Source organism: Paraburkholderia silviterrae (assembly GCF_004353915.1).
Lineage (GTDB): Bacteria > Pseudomonadota > Gammaproteobacteria > Burkholderiales > Burkholderiaceae > Paraburkholderia > Paraburkholderia silviterrae.
On record NZ_SMRP01000002.1, the window covers coordinates 1 to 17,838 of the forward strand.

The window sequence follows — 17,838 nt, forward strand, 5'->3', positions numbered from 1 at the left end:
TCTACCTCGGCAAGATCAAGAAGTGGAACGATCCGGCTATCGTCGCGCTGAACCCGAAGGTCAAGCTGCCTGATCTGGACATCGCCGTGGTCCGCCGCGCCGATGGTTCGGGCACCAGCTTCATCTGGACGAACTACCTCTCGAAGGTCAACCCCGACTGGAAGAGCAAGGTCGGCGAAGGCACGACCGTGAACTGGCCGACGGGCACGGGCGGCAAGGGCAACGACGGCGTCGCGGCCTTCGTGCAGCGACTGCCGGGCGCCATCGGCTACGTCGAGTGGGCGTACGCGAAGCAAAATCACATGGTCTACACTGCCATGAAGAACGAATCGGGTGCGGTCGTTCAGCCGGCCACCGAAACGTTCAAGGCCGCAGCGGCCGGCGCGGACTGGAAGAAGTCGTTCTACCAGATCCTCACGAACGAGCCGGGCAAGGACGCATGGCCGGTCGTCGGCGCGACCTTCGTGCTGCTGCACACGGCGCAGGACAAGCCGGAGCAGGGCAAGGAAACGCTCAAGTTCTTCCAGTGGGCTTTCAAGAACGGCACGGGCGCGGCCAACGATCTCGACTACATCTCGCTGCCGGATTCGGTCGTGAGCGAAATCGAATCGCAGTGGAAAGCGAAGGTGAAGGACGCCAGCGGCAAGCCGGTCGCCGAGTAAGGCGGACTAGCCTGGTTGCATAACCGGGGCAATGCGAGGGCCGCCGCGCACACCGCGCGCGGCCCGTTCTGCTTCCCGGCCGGTGGTGCAACCCGGCGCTCGCAGTCACGCGGTAGGCAATACCGCACGTAACACACCCGCTACGACGTGCCGTCCGAAGTCCCGCCGCAAGGCCGGATGCCGGGCGGACAGCGGTTTCGGAACCGCATCAACGTCGCGAGCCTGACGCTCGCGGCCACTGGATACAGCTCATCATGTCCGACGTCCCGCTCGTCTCGAACCCGCCTGGCAGCGCCGCGCAGCAGCAAGCGCCCAGCCCGGCAGGGGACATCATTTTCGGCGGCCTCGCACGCGGCGCCGCCATCGTCACGTTGTTGCTGCTCGGCGGCATCATCGTGTCGCTGATCGTCGCTTCGCTGCCGACGATCCACAAGTTCGGCCTCTCATTCCTCTGGACTTCCGACTGGGATCCACCCAGCGAGCAGTTTGGCGCGCTCGTGCCCATCTACGGCACGATCGCCACCTCGCTGATCGCGCTCATCATCGCCGTGCCCGTCAGTTTCGGCATCGCGCTCTTTCTCACCGAGCTCTCGCCCGCCTGGCTGCGCCGCCCGCTCGGCATCGCCATCGAGCTGCTGGCCGCGATCCCGTCGATCGTCTACGGCATGTGGGGCCTGCTCGTGTTCGCGCCGATCTTCGCGCAGTACTTCGAGAAGCCGATCGGCCAGTTGCTGGGCGGCATGCCGATCATCGGCGCGCTGTTCCAGGGCGCGCCCATCGGCATCGGCATGCTGTGCGCGGGCGTCATTCTCGCGATCATGATCATTCCGTACATCGCCTCGGTGATGCGCGACGTCTTCGAAGTCACGCCCGTGCTGCTCAAGGAGTCGGCCTACGGCATCGGCTGCACGACGTGGGAAGTCATGTGGAAGATCGTGCTGCCGTTCACCAAGACTGGCGTGATCGGCGGCGTGATGCTGGGTCTGGGCCGCGCGCTCGGCGAGACCATGGCCGTCACGTTCGTGATCGGCAATACGAACCTGCTCGACAACGTGTCGCTGTTCTCGCCCGGCAACAGCATCACCTCGGCGCTCGCCAACGAGTTCGCCGAAGCGGGCCCCGGCTTGCACACCGCCGCGCTGATGGAGCTCGGCCTCATTCTGTTCGTGATCACGTTCATCGTGCTCGCGATCTCGAAGCTGCTTCTGCTGCGTCTTGAAAAGTCGGAGGGCGCACGATGAGCGAACCGACGATGAAAATCCCCGGCGCGGCCTACGGCCCCGAACTGGATCGCATGCGCGCGAGGCTGCAGAGCCGCCGCAAAGTGATCAATGCCATTGCGCTGACGCTTTCGCTCGCCGCGATGGCCTTCGGCCTCATCTGGCTCGTGTGGATTCTCTACACGACGCTCTCGCTCGGCATTGGCGGACTTTCGGTGCAGCTGTTCACGCAGTCGACGCCGCCGCCGAACACCGACGGCGGCGGTCTCGCCAACGCGATCGTCGGCAGCCTGATGCTGGTGGGCATTGCGACCTTCGTGGGCACGCCGATCGGCATTCTCGCAGGCGTCTATCTCGCCGAATACGGCCAGAAGGGCTGGCTCGCGAGCGCGACGCGCTTTATCAACGACATTCTGCTGTCGGCGCCGTCGATCGTCGTGGGCCTGTTCGTCTACGCGCTCGTGGTCGCGAAGATGGGCCACTTCAGCGGCTGGGCGGGTGCGATTTCGCTCGCGCTGCTGCAGATCCCGATCGTGATCCGCACGACCGAGAACATGCTCAAGCTCGTGCCGAACAATCTGCGCGAAGCGGCTTTCGCGCTCGGCACGCCGAAGTGGAAGATGGTGCTCTCGATCACGCTCAAGGCGTCGATCGCGGGCATCGTGACGGGCGTGCTGCTCGCGATTGCGCGTATCGCCGGCGAGACCGCGCCGCTGCTCTTCACGGCGCTGTCCAACCAGTTCTTCAGCGCGGACATGAATCAGCCGATGGCGAACCTGCCGGTCACGATCTACAAGTTTGCGATGAGCCCGTTCGCGCAGTGGCAGTCGCTTGCCTGGGCCGGCGTTTTCCTGATCACGCTGGGCGTGCTGGGTCTGAATATCCTTGCGCGCACCATCTTTTCGAAAAAGTAAGGGCGGAGTCATCCGATGAATATGGCAGAAAGTCACCTGAACACTACGGCCCCGTCGGGCTTCGACCCCGCCCAGGGCAACCGCGTCCCGATGTCGGGCTCGCCGAAGATCGAAGTGAAGGACCTGAACTTCTTCTACGGCAAGTATCACGCGCTCAAGAACATCAACCTGCAGATTCCCGAAGGCAAGGTGACGGCGTTCATCGGCCCGTCGGGCTGCGGCAAGTCCACGCTCTTGCGCACGTTCAACAAGATGTACGCGCTCTATCCAGAGCAGCGCGCCGAAGGCGAAATCTTGATGGACGGCGAGAACCTGCTCACGACGCGGCGTGACATCTCGCTGTTGCGCGCGCGCATCGGCATGGTGTTCCAGAAGCCGACCCCGTTCCCGATGTCGATCTACGACAACATCGCGTTCGGCGTGAAGATGTTCGAGAAGCTCTCGCGCCCCGAGATGGACGACCGCGTGGAGTGGGCCCTCACCAAGGCCGCGCTCTGGAACGAGGTGAAGGACAAGCTCGGCCAGAGCGGCTACGGTCTTTCGGGCGGCCAGCAGCAGCGCCTGTGCATCGCGCGCGGCATTGCGATCCGGCCCGAAGTGCTGCTGCTCGACGAGCCGTGCTCGGCGCTCGACCCGATCTCGACGGGCCGCATCGAAGAGCTGATCGCGGAACTGAAGAGCGATTACACGGTGGTGATCGTGACCCATAACATGCAACAGGCCGCGCGCTGCTCGGACTACACTGCGTACATGTATCTCGGCGAGCTGATCGAATTCGGCGACACCGAGAAGATCTTCATCAAGCCGGTCCGCAAGGAAACCGAAGACTACATCACCGGCCGCTTCGGCTGATCCATCGCGCCGAGAAGGGGAAAAACATGTCCGACAAGCATCTGTCCAGCCAGTTCGACGCCGACCTGAACCTGATTTCGTCGAAGGTGCTCGAGATGGGCGGCCTCGTGGAGTCGCAGATCATCACGGCGATGCAGGCCTTGAACGAGTTCGACGGCGAAGCCGCCGAGCGCGTGATCATTGCCGAAGACCGCCTCAATACGATGGAAGTCGAGATCGACGAGGAGTGCAGCAACATCATCGCGCGCCGCCAGCCGGCCGCGCGCGACCTGCGCCTCGTGCTCGCGATCTCGAAGACCATCACGAACCTGGAGCGCGCGGGCGACGAGGCCGAGAAGATCGCCAAGCGCACCAAGCGTCTGATGGAAGACGGCGCTTCGCGCAGCGTGAACATCGCCGAGATCAAGGTCTCGGGCGAGATGGCCGTGTCGATCCTGCGCCGCGCGCTCGACGCGTTCGCGCGTCTCGATACGGTCGCCGCCGCGCAGATCGTGCGCGACGACAAGGCCATCGACGAGGAATTCCGCGCGTTCGTGCGCAAGCTCGTGAGCTACATGATGGAAGATCCGCGCACGATTTCCGTGGGCCTCGACTATCTGTTCATCGCCAAGGCGATCGAGCGCATCGGCGACCACGCGAAGAACATCGCCGAATTCATCATCTACATCGTGAAGGGCACCGACGTGCGGCACAAGTCGCGCGACGCGCTCGAACGCGAAGCGCTCAGCTAAGGCGCCATTCAGGCGCATGGTCGAACGCGCATTCAACCGTATCAACAGGTCTTAAGGTCAAGAGGTGCCGATGCCTAGCAGCATACTCGTCATCGAAGATGAGCCCGCAATTTCCGAGCTGATTTCCGTGAATCTGCAGCACGCGGGTCATTGTCCGATCCGTGCCTACAACGCTGAGCAGGCCCAGAACCTGATCAGCGACGTGCTGCCCGATCTCATCCTGCTCGACTGGATGTTGCCGGGCAAATCGGGTGTGAATTTCGCGCGCGATCTGCGTAACAACGAACGCACGAAGCATATCCCGATCATCATGCTGACCGCGCGCGGCGACGAGCAGGACAAGGTGCTCGGCCTCGAGATCGGCGCCGACGACTACGTGACGAAGCCGTTTTCGCCCAAGGAGCTGATGGCGCGCATCAAGGCGGTCCTGCGCCGCCGCGCACCGCAGCTCACCGAAGACGTGGTCGCGATCAACGGCCTGAAGCTCGATCCGGCCACGCACCGCGTCGCCGCCCATGCGGAAGGCTCGGAGATCAAGCTCGATCTCGGCCCGACCGAGTTCCGTCTGCTGCACTTTTTCATGACGCACCCCGAGCGCGTGCATAGCCGCACGCAGTTGCTCGATCAGGTGTGGGGCGATCACGTGTTCGTGGAAGAGCGCACCGTGGACGTGCATATCAAGCGTCTGCGCGCCGCGCTCAAGCCCGCGGGGTGCGATGCTATGATCGAAACGGTCCGTGGCAGCGGCTACCGTCTCGCGAAGAGCGCCTGAAGCCCGCTTGCCTGCATCACAGCAGTACCACGGCAGTAGCGCGCTGGCGCGGCGTTTCACGCGGCGCCAGCGTTCCGAATCCGTAGCGCCCCGGTCCGGACCGTCATTCTCTTCGATCGCTGGAACATGAACATCATCTGGGCGCGCGCCCTCGTATCGATCGTACTGCTCGCGCTCGTCTGCGCAGGTCTTGGTGCGCTCTTCGGCGTCAAGATCGCGCTGGCCGTCGCTGTGCTTGCGCTGATCGGCCAAATGCTCTTCAGCACCTTCCACAAGCAGCGCCTCTGGCGTTTGCTCGACGCGCCCGTCTACGGCGAAGTGCCGAGCGCCCCCGGCATCTGGGGCGAAATCTATTACCGCCTGCACAAGCTCGCCAAGCGCTGGCACGCCCAGGTGCGCCAGGTGGAGCAGCAGCATTCGCGCTTCATTCAGGCTATCCAGGCGTCGCCCAACGGCGTGGCCATGCTCGACGACCACGACCAGATCGAGTGGTGCAACGCCATCTCCGAAGTGCATTTCGGCCTCGACGCGAAGCGCGACCTGCGCCAGCACATCACCCATCTCGTGCGTCAGCCCGACTTCGTGCGCTACCTCAATTCGCACGACTACAAGGACATGCTGATCATGCGCGGCATGGGGGCGAAGCGCCAGAACGTGCTGTCCGTGCAGGTGTTTCCGTACGGCGAGAGCCGCAAGCTCGTGCTGTCGCAGGACATCACGGAGCTCGAGCGCACCGACGCCATGCGGCGCGACTTCGTCGCCAACGTCTCGCACGAGCTGAAGACGCCGCTCACCGTGCTCTCGGGCTTTCTCGAGACGATGCGCGAGCTGCCGCTCTCCGAGGACGAGCGCGAGCGCTATTTCGATTTGATGGAGCAGCAGGCCGCGCGCATGCGCCATATCGTGACCGACCTGCTCGTGCTGGCGAAGCTCGAAGGCGAGGGGCGCCAGCCCGGCGACCAGATGATCGACATGCGGGCCGTGCTCGGCCACGTGCGCGAGGACGCGGAGAGCCTCTCGGGCGGGCATCATCGCGTCACGGCGGAGTTCGACGACGGCCTGAGCGTGACTGGATCGGAGACCGAAGTACTGAGCGCGCTCGGCAATCTCGCGACCAACGCGGTGCGCTACACGCCGGAGGGCGGCACGGTGCATCTGTCGTGGCGCACGGAAGGCGGTCAGGCGGTGTTCGCGGTCACGGACAGCGGCTATGGGATTCCGGCGAGCGACATTCCGCGCCTCACCGAGCGCTTTTATCGCGTGGATCGTAGCCGCTCGCGCGACACGGGTGGCACGGGGCTAGGTCTCGCGATCGTCAAGCACGTGCTGCAACGCCATGACGCGGTGCTCGAAGTGAAGAGCGAGGAAGGGCGGGGCAGCACGTTCACGGTGCGCTTCCCGGCCGCGCGCACGGCACGCCGGCAACCGGCGCCGGTGTGAGGCGCCAGGACTGGGTGCAGCGCGTTTTGCTCAGGTTTGCAGAATAAAAAATGCCGCTTCAATGAAGCGGCATTTTTGCATCATGGCTGGCGCGCTTTGAGCGAGCGCCACGCCATCGCTGCGCCCGCGCTCAAACATCACGGACAGAATTTCGCCAGCAGGCTCATCTGCGCATTGCGCACGGACTTGCCGGCGCGCCTGCGGCGGTAATGGCCATCGCTTTGCATGAGCCACGCGCACTGGTTGTCGCCGAGGAACGTCGAGAGGCCCTCGGCGATCACGCGGCGCTTCAGGCGCCGGTCGTGGATCGGGAACGCCACCTCGACGCGGCGGAACAGGTTGCGGTCCATCCAGTCGGCGCTCGACAGATAGACGTGCTCCGCGCCGCCCGCGTAAAAGTAGTAGATGCGGTGATGCTCGAGGAAGCGCCCGACGATCGAGCGCACCGTGATGTTCTCCGAAAGCCCCGGCACGCCCGGCTGCAGCGAGCACACGCCGCGAATGATCAGGTCGATCTTCACGCCGGCTTGCGACGCTTCGTAGAGCTCGTCGATCACCGTGGGCTCGAGCAGCGCGTTCATCTTCGCGACGATGCGGGCCTTCTTGCCGGCGCGCGCGGCGTCGGCCTCGGCGCGGATCGCCTCGATCATCTTCGGGTGCAGCGTGAACGGCGACTGCCACATCTCGTGCAGCTGCAGCTCGCCGCCGATGCCGGTGAGCTGCTGGAACACGTGGTGGACGTCCTCGCACATTTTCGGCTCGGAAGTCATGAGGCCGAAGTCGGTGTAGAGGCGCGCCGTGCGCGGATGGTAGTTGCCGGTGCCAAGGTGCACGTAGCGGCGCAGCATCATGCGGCCGTTCACGGGCGTTCGGCGCACGATCAGCATCATCTTGGCGTGGCACTTGTGGCCCACCACGCCGTAGACCACATGCGCGCCCACGGCTTCGAGCTGCGAGGCCCAGTTGATGTTGGTTTCCTCGTCGAAGCGCGCGAGCAGCTCCACCACGACGGTCACTTCCTTGCCGTTGCGCGCGGCTTGCATGAGCGCGTCCATGAGCGGCGAGTCGGTGCCGGTGCGGTAGATGGTCTGCTTGATCGCGACGACATTCGGATCGATGGCCGCTTGCAGCAGCAGCTCGAGCACGGGCTGGAAGCTCTCGTACGGGTGATGCAGCAGCACGTCGCCCTGGTCGATCACGTCGAACATGTTGCTGTTCGCCGCGATGCGCTGCGGAATGGCGGGCACGTGCGGCACGAACTTGAGATCGGGGCGGTCGACCATCTCGGGCAACTGCATCAGGCGCACGAGATTCACGGGGCCATCGACGTAATAGCAGTCCTTTTCGTTCAAACCGCTTTCATCGAGCAGCCGCTTGACGAGAGGCAGCGGCGTCTCGGCCGAGACTTCGAGCCGCACCGCGTTGCCCAGATGGCGCGCGGGCAACTCGCCCTGCAACGCCACGCGCAGGTTGGTGATTTCGTCTTCGTCGACGAACAGCTCGCTGTTGCGCGTGATGCGGAACTGATTGCAGCTGCGCACGACGAGGCTCGGAAACAGCTCGCCCACGAAGCGCTGCAAGAGCGAGCCGAGCAGCACGAAGCCGTGCTGGAAGCCCGAAAGTTCTTGCGGCATGCGCACGAGGCGCGGCAGCGCGCGCGGCGCCTGCACGATGCCCATGACGGCCTGGCGCCCGAAGGCGTCCTTGCCTTCGAGCTCGACCACGAAGTTCAGGCTCTTGTTGAGCACGCGCGGGAAGGGGTGCGCGGGGTCGAGACCGATAGGCGTGAGCACGGGCAGCAGCTCGTCGAGGAAATACTTGCGCGCCCACGCGGTTTGCGCCTCGTTCCAGGCGTCGGTGCCGTGAAAGTAGATCCCTTCCTGTTCGAGCGCCGGCAGCACGATGTCGTGCAGCATGGCGTACTGGCGGTGCACGAGGCGTTGCGCGCGCTCCACCACGAGATCGTAGACGTGCTGCAGCGACATGCCGTCAGGCGAGAGTGAGCCCGGGTTGTCGCGCATCTGCTCCTGCAACCCGGCCATGCGGACTTCGAAGAATTCGTCGAGATTGCTGCTGGTGATGCAGATGAAGCGCAGGCGCTCCAGCAAGGGAACGGCGGGGTCGGCGGCCTGTGCAAGCACACGCTCGTTGAATCCCAGGATGCCCAGTTCGCGATTAAGGAGGGGATAGCGGATGGACATTGGTATTGAAAGCGTAATTCCAGGGGGTGATTCGAACGGACGCTCGGAAAGTCTCACAGTTTTGTGACTTTATTATGAAAAATGGTGTGTCATAAATTCTACGTCCCATTTTCACGTATTCGACACCTTGCGTGGCAAAGATGCAGGCTGGGTCAGGGCGTCCCCAGCGGGGGGGCTTGCCAGTCATTACTGGCCGCAACCGACGCGAGGAGCGACATGGGGAAGTCCGGTACGCTTAAAATGGCATATTTGGACAGCGCGGCGGCCGCCCAGCGAGACCGGATGGCCGCGTTCGCACGCATGGAGCCTGCCCCCTCGATGGTCACCAATCCGCAACTGCTTGCCGCAGTCGATCTCGGTTCGAACAGCTTTCGTCTGATCGTCGGCCGGGTCGAAGAAACCGACGCCGGCAGCCAGATCTACCCCGTGGATGCCCTGCGCGAGCCCGTGCGCCTGGCCGCCGGCCTCTCGAAGGAGAAGATGCTCGACCGCGCCTCCCAGGTGCGCGGCTGGGACGCGCTCAAGCGCTTCGGCGAGCGCCTGCGCGACTTTCACCCCGATCACGTGCGCGCCGTGGCCACCAACACGCTGCGCGTGGCCAAGAACGCGCGCGAATTTCTCGTCGAGGCGGAAAAGGCGCTCGGCTTCCCGATCGAAGTGATCGCGGGCCGCGAAGAGGCGCGCCTGATCTACGCGGGCGCCGCCCATTCGGTGCCGGCGAGCGCGGGCAAGCGCTTCGTGGTGGACATCGGCGGCGGTTCGACCGAGTTCATCATCGGCGCGCACTACACGCCGATCCGCATGGAAAGCCTCTATATCGGCTGCGTGAGCCATAGCCGCCAGTTCTTCCCGGCCGGCAACGTCGACGAATACACCATGCGCCAGGCGGAGCTGGCCGCCACGCGCGAGATCCAGATCATTTCGGCCGACTATCGCAAGACCGGCTGGGACCAGGCGATCGGCTCCTCGGGCACCGCGCGTGCGCTCGCCGAGCTCGTCGAGGCCAATGGCTTCAACGACCCGGGCATCACGCACGGCATCTCGCGCGGCGGCCTCGAGCGCTTGAAGCGCGCGCTCATCAAGGCCGAGAACGTCAACCGCCTGAAGCTCGTCGCGCTCAAGCCCGACCGCATTCCGGTGCTCGCGGGCGGCCTCTCGATCATGATCGCCGTGTTCGAAGAGCTCGGCATCGACTACGTCGACACCACCGACGGCGCGCTGCGTCTGGGCGTGCTGTACGACCTGCTAGGTCGTTCGCAGCACGAGGACATGCGTACCGTCACCGTGGAAGGCTTCATGCGCCGCTATGGTGTGGACCGCGCGCAGGCAGCGCGCATCGGCGAGCTGGCGGTGAGCTTCTACGACCAGTTCGAGGAGCCCGACGAAGAGCGCCGCGAGGAAAACCGCATGTTCCTCGGCTGGGCGGCGTCGCTGCACGAGATCGGGCTCTCGATTTCGCACAGCGCGTATCACAAGCACTCGGCCTATATCGCCAGCAACGCCGACATGCCCGGCTTCTCGCGCACCGACCAGGCGCGGCTCGCCGCGCTCGTGCTCGGCCACGTGGGCAAGCTTGGCAAGCTCTCGCAGACGCGCGACGTGGAATGGCCGCTGCTGTTCTGCCTGCGCCTCGCGGGGCTCTTGAGCCGCCGCCGCGCGGACGTCGGCCTGCCACAGATCAAGGTGGTGCAGGAAGGCAACGGCTACGAAGTGCTGCTGCCCAACGCATGGGTGCAGAACAATCCGCTCACCGATTACAACCTCGTTCAGGAAGCGGCGGAGTGGGGCAAGGTCGGGATACCGTATCGCGTGGTGTATACCGACGACGAGTGATATTCGTCTGAGCGACGCGTCTCGCTCGAAGCGCTCGAGAAACAACGCCCGGTCTGTTGAGCCGGGCGTTGTGCTTTGGGTGCGCCGCTTAAGTGTGTTCTGGCGTGTCCGGTGCGTTTATCGTGCCGCGGCGTCGCCGAGGAAGTGGCGCGCGTAGCGCTCGTTGATGTCCGAGAGTCGGAACAGCGTGAGGAAGTCGGCACAGTTGAAGTCGGGGTCCCAGGCCGGCGCGCCGCAGATCTTCGCGCCCAGGCGCAGATAGCCCTTGATGAGCGGCGGCGGCACGGCGGACGCGCCCGTGCGCAGCTCCTCGACGGGCAGCGGCGTGTGCGGGAACGCGCGGTATTCGGGCGCCGTGAGCGCGTTCGCGCCGAGCGAGGCGTAGAGGTTGGCGGCGTAGTGGCCGCCGTCGACCATGGCGACGCTCGCGCAGCCGAGCATCGTCTCGTAGCCGTTGTGCGTCATGTACGCGCCAAGTCCGCCCCACAGCGACATGATGACCGAGCCGCTGCGGTAGTCGGGGTGCACGCACGAGCGGCCCACTTCGACCATCTTGGGGCGCAGGTGCGCGAGGCGCGACACGTCGAATTCGCTTTCGGCGTAGAGGCGGCCGATACGCGCGGCCTGGTGCGGCGGCAGCACGCGGTAGGTGCCGACGACCTTGAGCGTGTCGAGGTCGCGCACGAGCAGGTGATCGCACCAGGTGTCGAAGGCGTCGACGTCGAGGCCCGCCGGGCCCGAGAGGCGTGCGCCCATTTCCTCGGCGAACACGCGGTAGCGCAGGCGCTGCGCCTCGCGCAGCTCTTCGTCGCTGCGAGCCCAGGCCACCTGCAGGCGATGCTGCGGGGTGACCGTTTCTTCGGCGCGCGGCAGGTGCCGGCTCGACTCGAAGAGTCTCGAGGCGAACGGCAGGGAGGGCGTCGGCAGATCTCGCATGGGGCGTCCTGGTCGGAAGTAAAAGAACTTTCCCGGCAATTTAGTAAGACGCGGTTACGTTTCCATGAAGACGCAATGACGATTCAATGACGCGATGTAAGGCGCACGGAGGAGAAGGGCGGCGGGAGCGGCGCGCGAGGGCGATTTGCGCCGCGCCGCGCGGCGTGTGGGCGGCGGCGCGGCGGGCTCGTGGACGACTGCGGGGATGGGGGCGCGTTTCGAAGTGTTTCGGCGCTAGACGAGATCGGGCGTGATGGCGGCGAGCAGGACGGCCTCGCCATCGCCGTTGCGCTCGCGGTTCTTGATCCAGAAGACGCCGGCTTTCTTCAGGGCCCAGCTGCGGCGGTCTTCTTCATTCGATAGCAGGCGCGCGGCCACTTCGCCGAGCGTCGGCTGGTGGCCGACCACGAGCACCGTGGAAGCGATGCCTTCGGGCCAGCCGGCGGCGGCGAGCACGTCTTCGACGCTCGCGTTGGGCGCGAGCTCGCGCACGACGCGGTACTGGTCGGTGAGCGCCTCGGCGGTCTGGATCGTGCGCGCGGCGGGGCTCGCGAGGATCACGGCGTCGTCGGGCAGGCGCGCGCGCAGCCAGCGCGCGACGTTCTGCGCCTGCTTGCGCCCGCGCGTGGTGAGCTGGCGGGCGAGATCGCTCGCGGCGATGTCTTCGGCTTCGGCGTGGCGCCAGAGGATCAGGTTCATTTGGCGTCTCTCCAGGGGGGAATGAGTGTGCGCGGGGTTCTTCTGCGCGGCTTTTCCGAATGGTGCGCGCCGGATGGGGCGGCGGCAAGCGTGGCGCAGAAAAGGCCAAGGGGCACAAGCGGGTTACAGGCCAACGGCTTGCGACCGCTCGAATCTGGTGCGTTTGCCCCGGCTAGCTTCGCAACGGATGGGGGAGCGTCGTGCGAGCCCGGGCGACGGTGCGTTCAGACCGCATCACGCCGTTTTCGCCTTGCGTTTGGGCGCGGGCGGCGGGTTGGCCGGCTCGCGGCTGAAGGTCCAGAGAATGCGCATCTGCGCACGCAGCGCGGGCTCTTCCACGGGAACCAGACAGTACGCGAGCCCGATACGGCTGATCAGCGCGATGATGTCGTCCAGCGCCGGGACCTGCGCGCCGCGCGCGGCGACGTACTGGCGCCAGGGCTTCTCCAGCACGCGCTGCCACATGGGCGCGATGTCCTCGACGATATAGCCGAACACCTCCGTGGACACGCTCTTGGCCAGGTAGTTGTGGTGAAAGCCGCCGTGATGGCGGTCCCGGTAGCGCACGGCAAAGCACACGCAGGCCTCGCAGTAGGCCTCGAAGTCGTCCTCGAGGTCGGCCAGGCTGCGCTGCATCTCTTCGAAGAACGCGCCGTTCTCGACGCTGATCACGCCCTGGATCAGCTCCTTCTTGGTGCCGAAATAGCGGTAGAGCGTGCGGCGCGAAATGTTCGCGCGCTTCGCGACGTCGTCGATCGAGAAGCCGTCGACCCCCTGTTCGATCATCGCATCGAGGGCCACGCGCAGGATCACGCTGCGCGCATCGTTCGCGCTATCCATTCTGCTGGCGTCTCCCCAGCGCAATTGCCGATCCATATCCCTTCCTGTCCTGATCAATCGATTGAGCCCATTGCGGCGCAATTTTCTCACGGGATGGCACAGAAATGGAATTTGTGCCATCATGCGTCACAAATCATTGTTTTTGTGACATAGCGCCGAAGCCAGGCCGCCGCTCGCATCCGGGCGATGCTGGCTGGCGCTTTCGCGGGCGGCGTTCGGCAATCAGGAGGCCGAAGCTTGCCCGCACCCACTCGAGGAGACACTCATGGCCGATTCCACCGTGCTCGATGGCAAGCACGCCATTCACAAGATTCACGCCGCGCCCATCGAGGAGCGCTACGCGCGCGGCTGGCACTGCCTGGGTCTCGCCGACGACTACCGGGACGGCAAGGCGCACGGACTGTCGATCTTCGGCACGCGCGTGGTCGTGTTCCAGGGCGAGGACGGGCAGTTGCGCGTGCTCGACGGCTATTGCCCGCACATGGGCGCCGATCTCGGCCAGGGGCGTATCGAGGGCGACACGGTGGTGTGCCCGTTCCACGGCTGGCAGTGGGCCTCGGACGGCAAGTGCGCGGCCATTCCGTATTCGCAGCGGATCCCGCCGAAGGCGCGCATCAAATCGTGGCCGGTGATGGAGCAAAACCGGCTGCTGTTCGTGTGGAACGACCCGGAAGGGAACGCGCCCGATCCAACGGTTGCGATCCCGAAGATCAACGCGTGTTTCTCCGATGCCTGGAGCGGCTGGGCGATCGTCAAATGGGTGATCAACACGAACTGCCGCGAGCTGATCGACAACCAGTCGGACATGGCGCACTTCGGGCCGGTCCATGGCGCGCCCATCGACTATTTCTGCAATACGTTCACCGGCCACGTGGCCTATCAGAAGTTGCGCGGAGGCAGCCCGCGGCTTGCGGGGGACGGCGGCTTGACGGCCGATTCCGCCTATTTCGGCCCGGCCTACCACGTCACGCTGATGACCGGTGAGGCGCAGGGGCAACCGATCAAATCGATCCTGCTCAACAGCCACGTGCCGATCGACACGAACAGCTTCGAGCTGCGCTTCGGCGTGATGGTCGAGAAGAACCCGGCCCTGACCGACGAGCAGAACCGCGCGATGGTGGAAGGCTACGTGCAGGCCGCGCAAGCCGCTTTTCGCGAGGACGTGGCGCTCTGGGACACCAAGACGCGCGTCGACAATCCGTTGCTGTGCGAAGGCGACGGCCCGATCTACCGCCTGCGCGAGTGGTACCGGCAGTTCTATACCGACGTGGCCGCGCTGCCCGCGCAGCGCGCGGCTGTCGAGGTGCACGAGTACCGCCGCGAGGATGCGTGCTGGCGCAAGCGTCCCGACGTGCCGGCCGAGGCCGTGAGCCGTCTTTCCACGATTTGAGGCGAGGGCCATCATGCACGACGATCGACATGATCCGCTCGGCGATTCCACGCATGCCACGTACGACGTGGTGGTGGTCGGCTCCGGCGCGGGCGCGATGACGGCGGCGCTGCGCGCGCACGATCAGGGCCTGTCGGTCCTCGTCGTCGAGAAGAGCGCCGTGTACGGCGGCACGACGGCGGTGTCCGGGGGCGGCATCTGGATTCCCTGCAACGACCAGATCGCCGCGCTCGGCGGCAGCGATTCGTACGACGAAGCCATTACCTATCTGCGCGACGTTGTGGGCGAGGACTTCGATCCGAAGCGCATCGACGCGTATCTCGAGAACGGGCCGAAGATGGTCGGCTGGCTCGCGAAGCACGCGCAGACTCACTTTCACGCGGTGCCGCGCTATCCCGACTACTACCCGGACCGCAAGGGCGGCAAGCCCGGCTACCGGACGATGGAGCCGGCGGCCTTCGACGCCGCGCGCCTGGGCGAGCACTTCGACGAGCTGCGGGCGCCGTCGCCGGCCACGCTGATTGGCGGCCGCATTGCGATGACGCAGATCGAAGCGCACACGATCCTCGCCAAGGAGCGCGGCTGGCTGCGCCTCACCGCGAGGCTGATGCTGCGCTATGCGACCGATTTCCGCTGGCGCCGGCGCACCTCGCGCGACCGCCGCCTCACGCTCGGCAATGCGCTCGTCGCGAGCCTGCGGGCCGCGCTCGCGCAGCGCGGCATCGAGCTCTGGCTCGACACGCCGATGCGCTCGCTGCACGCCGACGGCGCACGCGTGGACGGCGTGATCGTGGAGCGCGAGGGGCGCCCATTCGGCATTCGCGCCACGCGCGGCGTGATCCTCGCATGCGGCGGTTTCGAAGCGAATCAGGCGATGCGCGAACAGTATCTGCCCAAACCCACGCGCGCCGAGTGGAGCGCCGCGCCGCCGATCAACACCGGCGATGGCATTCGCGCCGGGCTCGCGCTGGGCGCCGACACCGCGTTGATGGATTTCGTCTGGGGCGTGCCGACGGTGCGCGTGCCGGGCGAGGAGAAGCAGCGCGCCCTGTTCGTCGAGCGCTCGGCGCCGCGCTGCGTGATGGTCAACCAGCTCGGGCGGCGCTTCGTCAACGAATCGGCGCCTTACCCGGATGTGATCCACGCGATGTACGCGGACCATGCGCGCACCCAGGCGAACGTGCCCGCGTGGCTGATCTTCGACGCCGAGTACCGCAAGCGCTATCCGTGCGGCGTGCTGCTGCCCGGCAGCGTGCAGCCGGACAGCAAGATCCCGGCCGGCTGGCTCGACAACGTCATCTATCGCGCCGACACGCTGGCCGACCTGGCCGCGAAGATCGGCGTCGATGCCGGGGGCCTCGCGCAAACCGTCGTGCAGATGAACGGCTACGCGGCGAGTGGCGTCGACACCGAATTCGGCAAGGGCAGCAATGTGTTCGACCGGTATTACGGCGACTCGTCGTGCAAGCCCAATCCGTGTCTTGGGCCGATCGAGCGCGCGCCGTTCTATGCGCTGCGTCTGGACCCGGGCGAGATCGGCACCAAAGGGGGGCTGCGCACCGATGCCCAGGCGCGCGTGCTGCGGCCCGACGGCTCGGTGATCGACGGCCTCTATGCGCTCGGCAACACGACGGCCGCGGTGATGGGCAAGACCTATCCAGGCCCCGGCTCGACGATCGGGCCGGCCATGACGTTCGGCTATGTCGCGGCCGATCACATTGCGGCCACGCGCGTCACGGCCGAAGCCGTCAGTTCTTGAGCAGGACTATGCCGGGCGTTGCGATAGCGGAGTGGCTTGCGACATCGCCCGCATGTGAACCGGAGGAGACACATTCATGGGGGAAGCAGTACGGGACGCCTGCATCATCGAGGGCAGTGCTGTTCGCGAGTGGGCAGATGTGGCCGACGTGCTGGTTGTCGGTTTCGGCATGGCGGGCGCCTGCGCGGCCATCGAGGCACGCGCGTGCGGCGCCTCGGTGCTCGTCGTCGAGTGCAGTGGTGGCGGTACCGGCACGACCGCGGCCGCATCGGGGCATTTCTATCTGGGCGGCGGCACGCCGGTACAACGGGCCTGCGGCTTCGAAGACAGCGCGCAGGAAATGGCCCGCTATCTCGAGGCGGTTGCGCTCGAACCCGATCGCGACAAAATCCATGCGTACTGCGAAGGAAGCGTCGAGCATTTCAACTGGCTCGAGGCGCAGGGTATCCCGTTCGAGCGGAGCTACTATCCGCACAAGAACGTGATCCAGCCCGGCAAGGAATGCCTGATCTGGACCGGTAATGAAGAGGTCTGGCCGTATCGCGAGATGGCGAAGCCCGCGCCGCGCGGACACAAGGTTGCCTTCGACGGCGAAGAGGGCGGTGGGGCGCTTGCATTGCGCATCCTCGCGCAGAGCGCCGAGGCCGCCGGCGTGCGGGTCTTCGCGTACGGCAAGGTCGACGCGCTCGTTCATGAGCATGGGCGCATCGTTGGCGTGCGTGTGCGGCGCTTCGGCGAGACGTTCTTTCTGCGCGCCAACGAGGGCGTCGTGCTGGCCACCGGCGGATTTGGCCAAAACCCGGAAATGGTGGCCGAGCATGTTCCTGTTCTCTCAACCGCCTATGTTCAGGGCGGCCCGCACGACGACGGTCTGGGCATCCGCATGGGCGTGGCCGCCGGCGGTGTCGCGTTGCACATGGGGCAGCCGTTTCTGACGTCGCCGTTTTATCCGCCCGAGGACCTGCTCAAGGGCATTCTCGTCAACGGCGCCGGCCAGCGCTTCGTAGCGGAAGATTCCTATCACAGCCGCTCCAGCATCGCGGCGACACGGCAGCCCGACGGCCGCGTCTATCTGATCGTGGATGCGTCGATCTTCGCGTATCCACGTTTTGCAGAACTGACGAATCAGCGGCTGATCGACGGCTTTGAAACTATCGCCGAGATGGAGGCCGGTCTCGGGCTGGATGCCGGCACGCTGCAAGCCACGATGGACGCCTACAACGCACACGCCGCGCAAGGCGAGGACCCCGCGTTCCACAAGCATCCCAAATGGCTCAAGCCATTGACGGACGGGCCCTATGCCGCGTTTGACCTGTCATTCGGGCAGGCCGTGTATACGGGCTTCACGTTGGGTGGCCTGAAGGTCTCGCCCGATGCGCAGGTGCTGGACGCCCAAGGCGAGGCCATTCCGGGGCTCTATGCCGCCGGCGCGTGCGCTTCGAATATCGCGCAGGACAGCGATGGCTATGCCTCGGGAACCTGCCTTGGCGAGGCCTCGTTTTTCGGCAGGCGAGCGGGGCGCCACTGCGCCGCACTTCGCGATGGCGTCGGTGGGTCAAAGCCACTCGACTGATCGAACCACAACAAGG

General features: G+C 65.5%; 15 protein-coding genes. 11 read left to right on the top strand and 4 right to left on the bottom strand.

Annotated elements, in window-relative coordinates; all coding sequences use genetic code 11:
- The 7 genes from pstS to phoR all read left to right on the top strand — a co-directional run.
- On the top strand, nt 1-662 hold a 662-nt coding region (pstS, locus tag EYW47_RS04115; RefSeq protein ID WP_133193626.1), incomplete at its 5' end, for a phosphate ABC transporter substrate-binding protein PstS.
- 254 nt (nt 663-916) lie between these two features.
- Nucleotides 917-1,903 carry a phosphate ABC transporter permease PstC gene (pstC, locus tag EYW47_RS04120; RefSeq protein ID WP_133193627.1) on the top strand — a complete coding sequence of 329 codons (987 nt, stop codon included), beginning with the start codon at nt 917-919 and terminating at the stop codon, nt 1,901-1,903.
- Nucleotides 1,900-2,796, top strand: a complete 897-nt coding sequence (gene pstA, locus EYW47_RS04125; protein WP_133193628.1) for a phosphate ABC transporter permease PstA — start codon at nt 1,900-1,902, stop codon at nt 2,794-2,796. The genes pstC and pstA overlap by 4 nt, the downstream gene beginning before the upstream one ends.
- Before the next feature lie 15 nt (nt 2,797-2,811).
- On the top strand, nt 2,812-3,648 hold the full coding sequence (gene pstB / locus EYW47_RS04130) for a phosphate ABC transporter ATP-binding protein PstB (RefSeq protein ID WP_133193629.1): 837 nt from the start codon (nt 2,812-2,814) through the stop codon (nt 3,646-3,648).
- Nucleotides 3,649-3,674: 26 nt separating this feature from the next.
- The gene (gene phoU / locus EYW47_RS04135; RefSeq protein WP_133193630.1) at nt 3,675-4,379 is read left to right on the top strand and encodes a phosphate signaling complex protein PhoU; all 705 of its coding nucleotides are present in this window, start codon (nt 3,675-3,677) and stop codon (nt 4,377-4,379) included.
- Between the two features lie 70 nt (nt 4,380-4,449).
- A complete protein-coding gene (gene phoB, locus EYW47_RS04140; protein ID WP_027817258.1) occupies nt 4,450-5,151 on the top strand; it encodes a phosphate regulon transcriptional regulator PhoB in 702 nt (233 codons plus the stop codon).
- Between the two features lie 126 nt (nt 5,152-5,277).
- Nucleotides 5,278-6,591, top strand: coding sequence for a phosphate regulon sensor histidine kinase PhoR (phoR, locus tag EYW47_RS04145; RefSeq protein WP_133193631.1), 1,314 nt, complete (start codon nt 5,278-5,280; stop codon nt 6,589-6,591).
- A gap of 137 nt (nt 6,592-6,728) precedes the next feature.
- On the opposite strand, the gene ppk1 is transcribed toward phoR, so the two are convergent.
- Nucleotides 6,729-8,792 carry a polyphosphate kinase 1 gene (gene ppk1 / locus EYW47_RS04150; RefSeq protein ID WP_133193632.1) on the bottom strand — a complete coding sequence of 688 codons (2,064 nt, stop codon included), beginning with the start codon at nt 8,790-8,792 and terminating at the stop codon, nt 6,729-6,731.
- 240 nt (nt 8,793-9,032) lie between these two features.
- Here ppk1 and ppx point away from each other — a divergent pair, with 240 nt between their 5' ends.
- Nucleotides 9,033-10,625 (top strand): exopolyphosphatase, encoded by a 1,593-nt coding sequence (gene ppx, locus EYW47_RS04155; protein ID WP_205710019.1) that lies wholly within the window; start codon nt 9,033-9,035, stop codon nt 10,623-10,625.
- Nucleotides 10,626-10,742: 117 nt separating this feature from the next.
- Here the strand turns inward: ppx and EYW47_RS04160 are convergent, their stop codons facing one another.
- The 3 genes from EYW47_RS04160 to EYW47_RS04170 form a co-directional block, all read right to left on the bottom strand.
- Nucleotides 10,743-11,561, bottom strand: a complete 819-nt coding sequence (locus EYW47_RS04160; protein WP_133193634.1) for a GNAT family N-acetyltransferase — start codon at nt 11,559-11,561, stop codon at nt 10,743-10,745.
- Nucleotides 11,562-11,795: 234 nt separating this feature from the next.
- Entirely contained in the window at nt 11,796-12,260 is a 465-nt protein-coding gene (gene sixA / locus EYW47_RS04165; RefSeq protein ID WP_133193635.1) for a phosphohistidine phosphatase SixA, read from the bottom strand.
- Between the two features lie 234 nt (nt 12,261-12,494).
- Nucleotides 12,495-13,136, bottom strand: coding sequence for a TetR/AcrR family transcriptional regulator (locus tag EYW47_RS04170; protein ID WP_165976490.1), 642 nt, complete (start codon nt 13,134-13,136; stop codon nt 12,495-12,497).
- Between the two features lie 229 nt (nt 13,137-13,365).
- Here EYW47_RS04170 and EYW47_RS04175 point away from each other — a divergent pair, with 229 nt between their 5' ends.
- The 3 genes from EYW47_RS04175 to EYW47_RS04185 all read left to right on the top strand — a co-directional run bounded on the left by EYW47_RS04175 (nt 13,366) and on the right by EYW47_RS04185 (nt 17,822).
- Nucleotides 13,366-14,490: a 3-ketosteroid-9-alpha-monooxygenase, oxygenase component gene (locus tag EYW47_RS04175; protein ID WP_133193637.1), complete on the top strand. Its 1,125-nt coding sequence runs from the start codon at nt 13,366-13,368 to the stop codon at nt 14,488-14,490.
- A gap of 13 nt (nt 14,491-14,503) precedes the next feature.
- Nucleotides 14,504-16,249 carry an FAD-dependent oxidoreductase gene (locus tag EYW47_RS04180; protein WP_133193638.1) on the top strand — a complete coding sequence of 582 codons (1,746 nt, stop codon included), beginning with the start codon at nt 14,504-14,506 and terminating at the stop codon, nt 16,247-16,249.
- Nucleotides 16,250-16,325: 76 nt separating this feature from the next.
- Nucleotides 16,326-17,822, top strand: coding sequence for an FAD-binding protein (locus tag EYW47_RS04185; RefSeq protein WP_133193639.1), 1,497 nt, complete (start codon nt 16,326-16,328; stop codon nt 17,820-17,822).
- Nucleotides 17,823-17,838: the final 16 nt, after the last annotated feature.

Bases quoted from the DNA above. Each gene is read 5' to 3' on its own strand.
- pstC (WP_133193627.1), top strand. From the start codon at position 917: ATGTCCGACGTCCCGCTCGTCTCGAACCCGCCTGGCAGCGCCGCGCAG.
- pstA (WP_133193628.1), top strand. From the start codon at position 1,900: ATGAGCGAACCGACGATGAAAATCCCCGGCGCGGCCTACGGCCCCGAA.
- pstB (WP_133193629.1), top strand. From the start codon at position 2,812: ATGAATATGGCAGAAAGTCACCTGAACACTACGGCCCCGTCGGGCTTC.
- phoU (WP_133193630.1), top strand. From the start codon at position 3,675: ATGTCCGACAAGCATCTGTCCAGCCAGTTCGACGCCGACCTGAACCTG.
- phoB (WP_027817258.1), top strand. From the start codon at position 4,450: ATGCCTAGCAGCATACTCGTCATCGAAGATGAGCCCGCAATTTCCGAG.
- phoR (WP_133193631.1), top strand. From the start codon at position 5,278: ATGAACATCATCTGGGCGCGCGCCCTCGTATCGATCGTACTGCTCGCG.
- ppk1 (WP_133193632.1), bottom strand. From the start codon at position 8,792: ATGTCCATCCGCTATCCCCTCCTTAATCGCGAACTGGGCATCCTGGGA.
- ppx (WP_205710019.1), top strand. From the start codon at position 9,033: ATGGCATATTTGGACAGCGCGGCGGCCGCCCAGCGAGACCGGATGGCC.
- EYW47_RS04160 (WP_133193634.1), bottom strand. From the start codon at position 11,561: ATGCGAGATCTGCCGACGCCCTCCCTGCCGTTCGCCTCGAGACTCTTC.
- sixA (WP_133193635.1), bottom strand. From the start codon at position 12,260: ATGAACCTGATCCTCTGGCGCCACGCCGAAGCCGAAGACATCGCCGCG.
- EYW47_RS04170 (WP_165976490.1), bottom strand. From the start codon at position 13,136: ATGGATCGGCAATTGCGCTGGGGAGACGCCAGCAGAATGGATAGCGCG.
- EYW47_RS04175 (WP_133193637.1), top strand. From the start codon at position 13,366: ATGGCCGATTCCACCGTGCTCGATGGCAAGCACGCCATTCACAAGATT.
- EYW47_RS04180 (WP_133193638.1), top strand. From the start codon at position 14,504: ATGCACGACGATCGACATGATCCGCTCGGCGATTCCACGCATGCCACG.
- EYW47_RS04185 (WP_133193639.1), top strand. From the start codon at position 16,326: ATGGGGGAAGCAGTACGGGACGCCTGCATCATCGAGGGCAGTGCTGTT.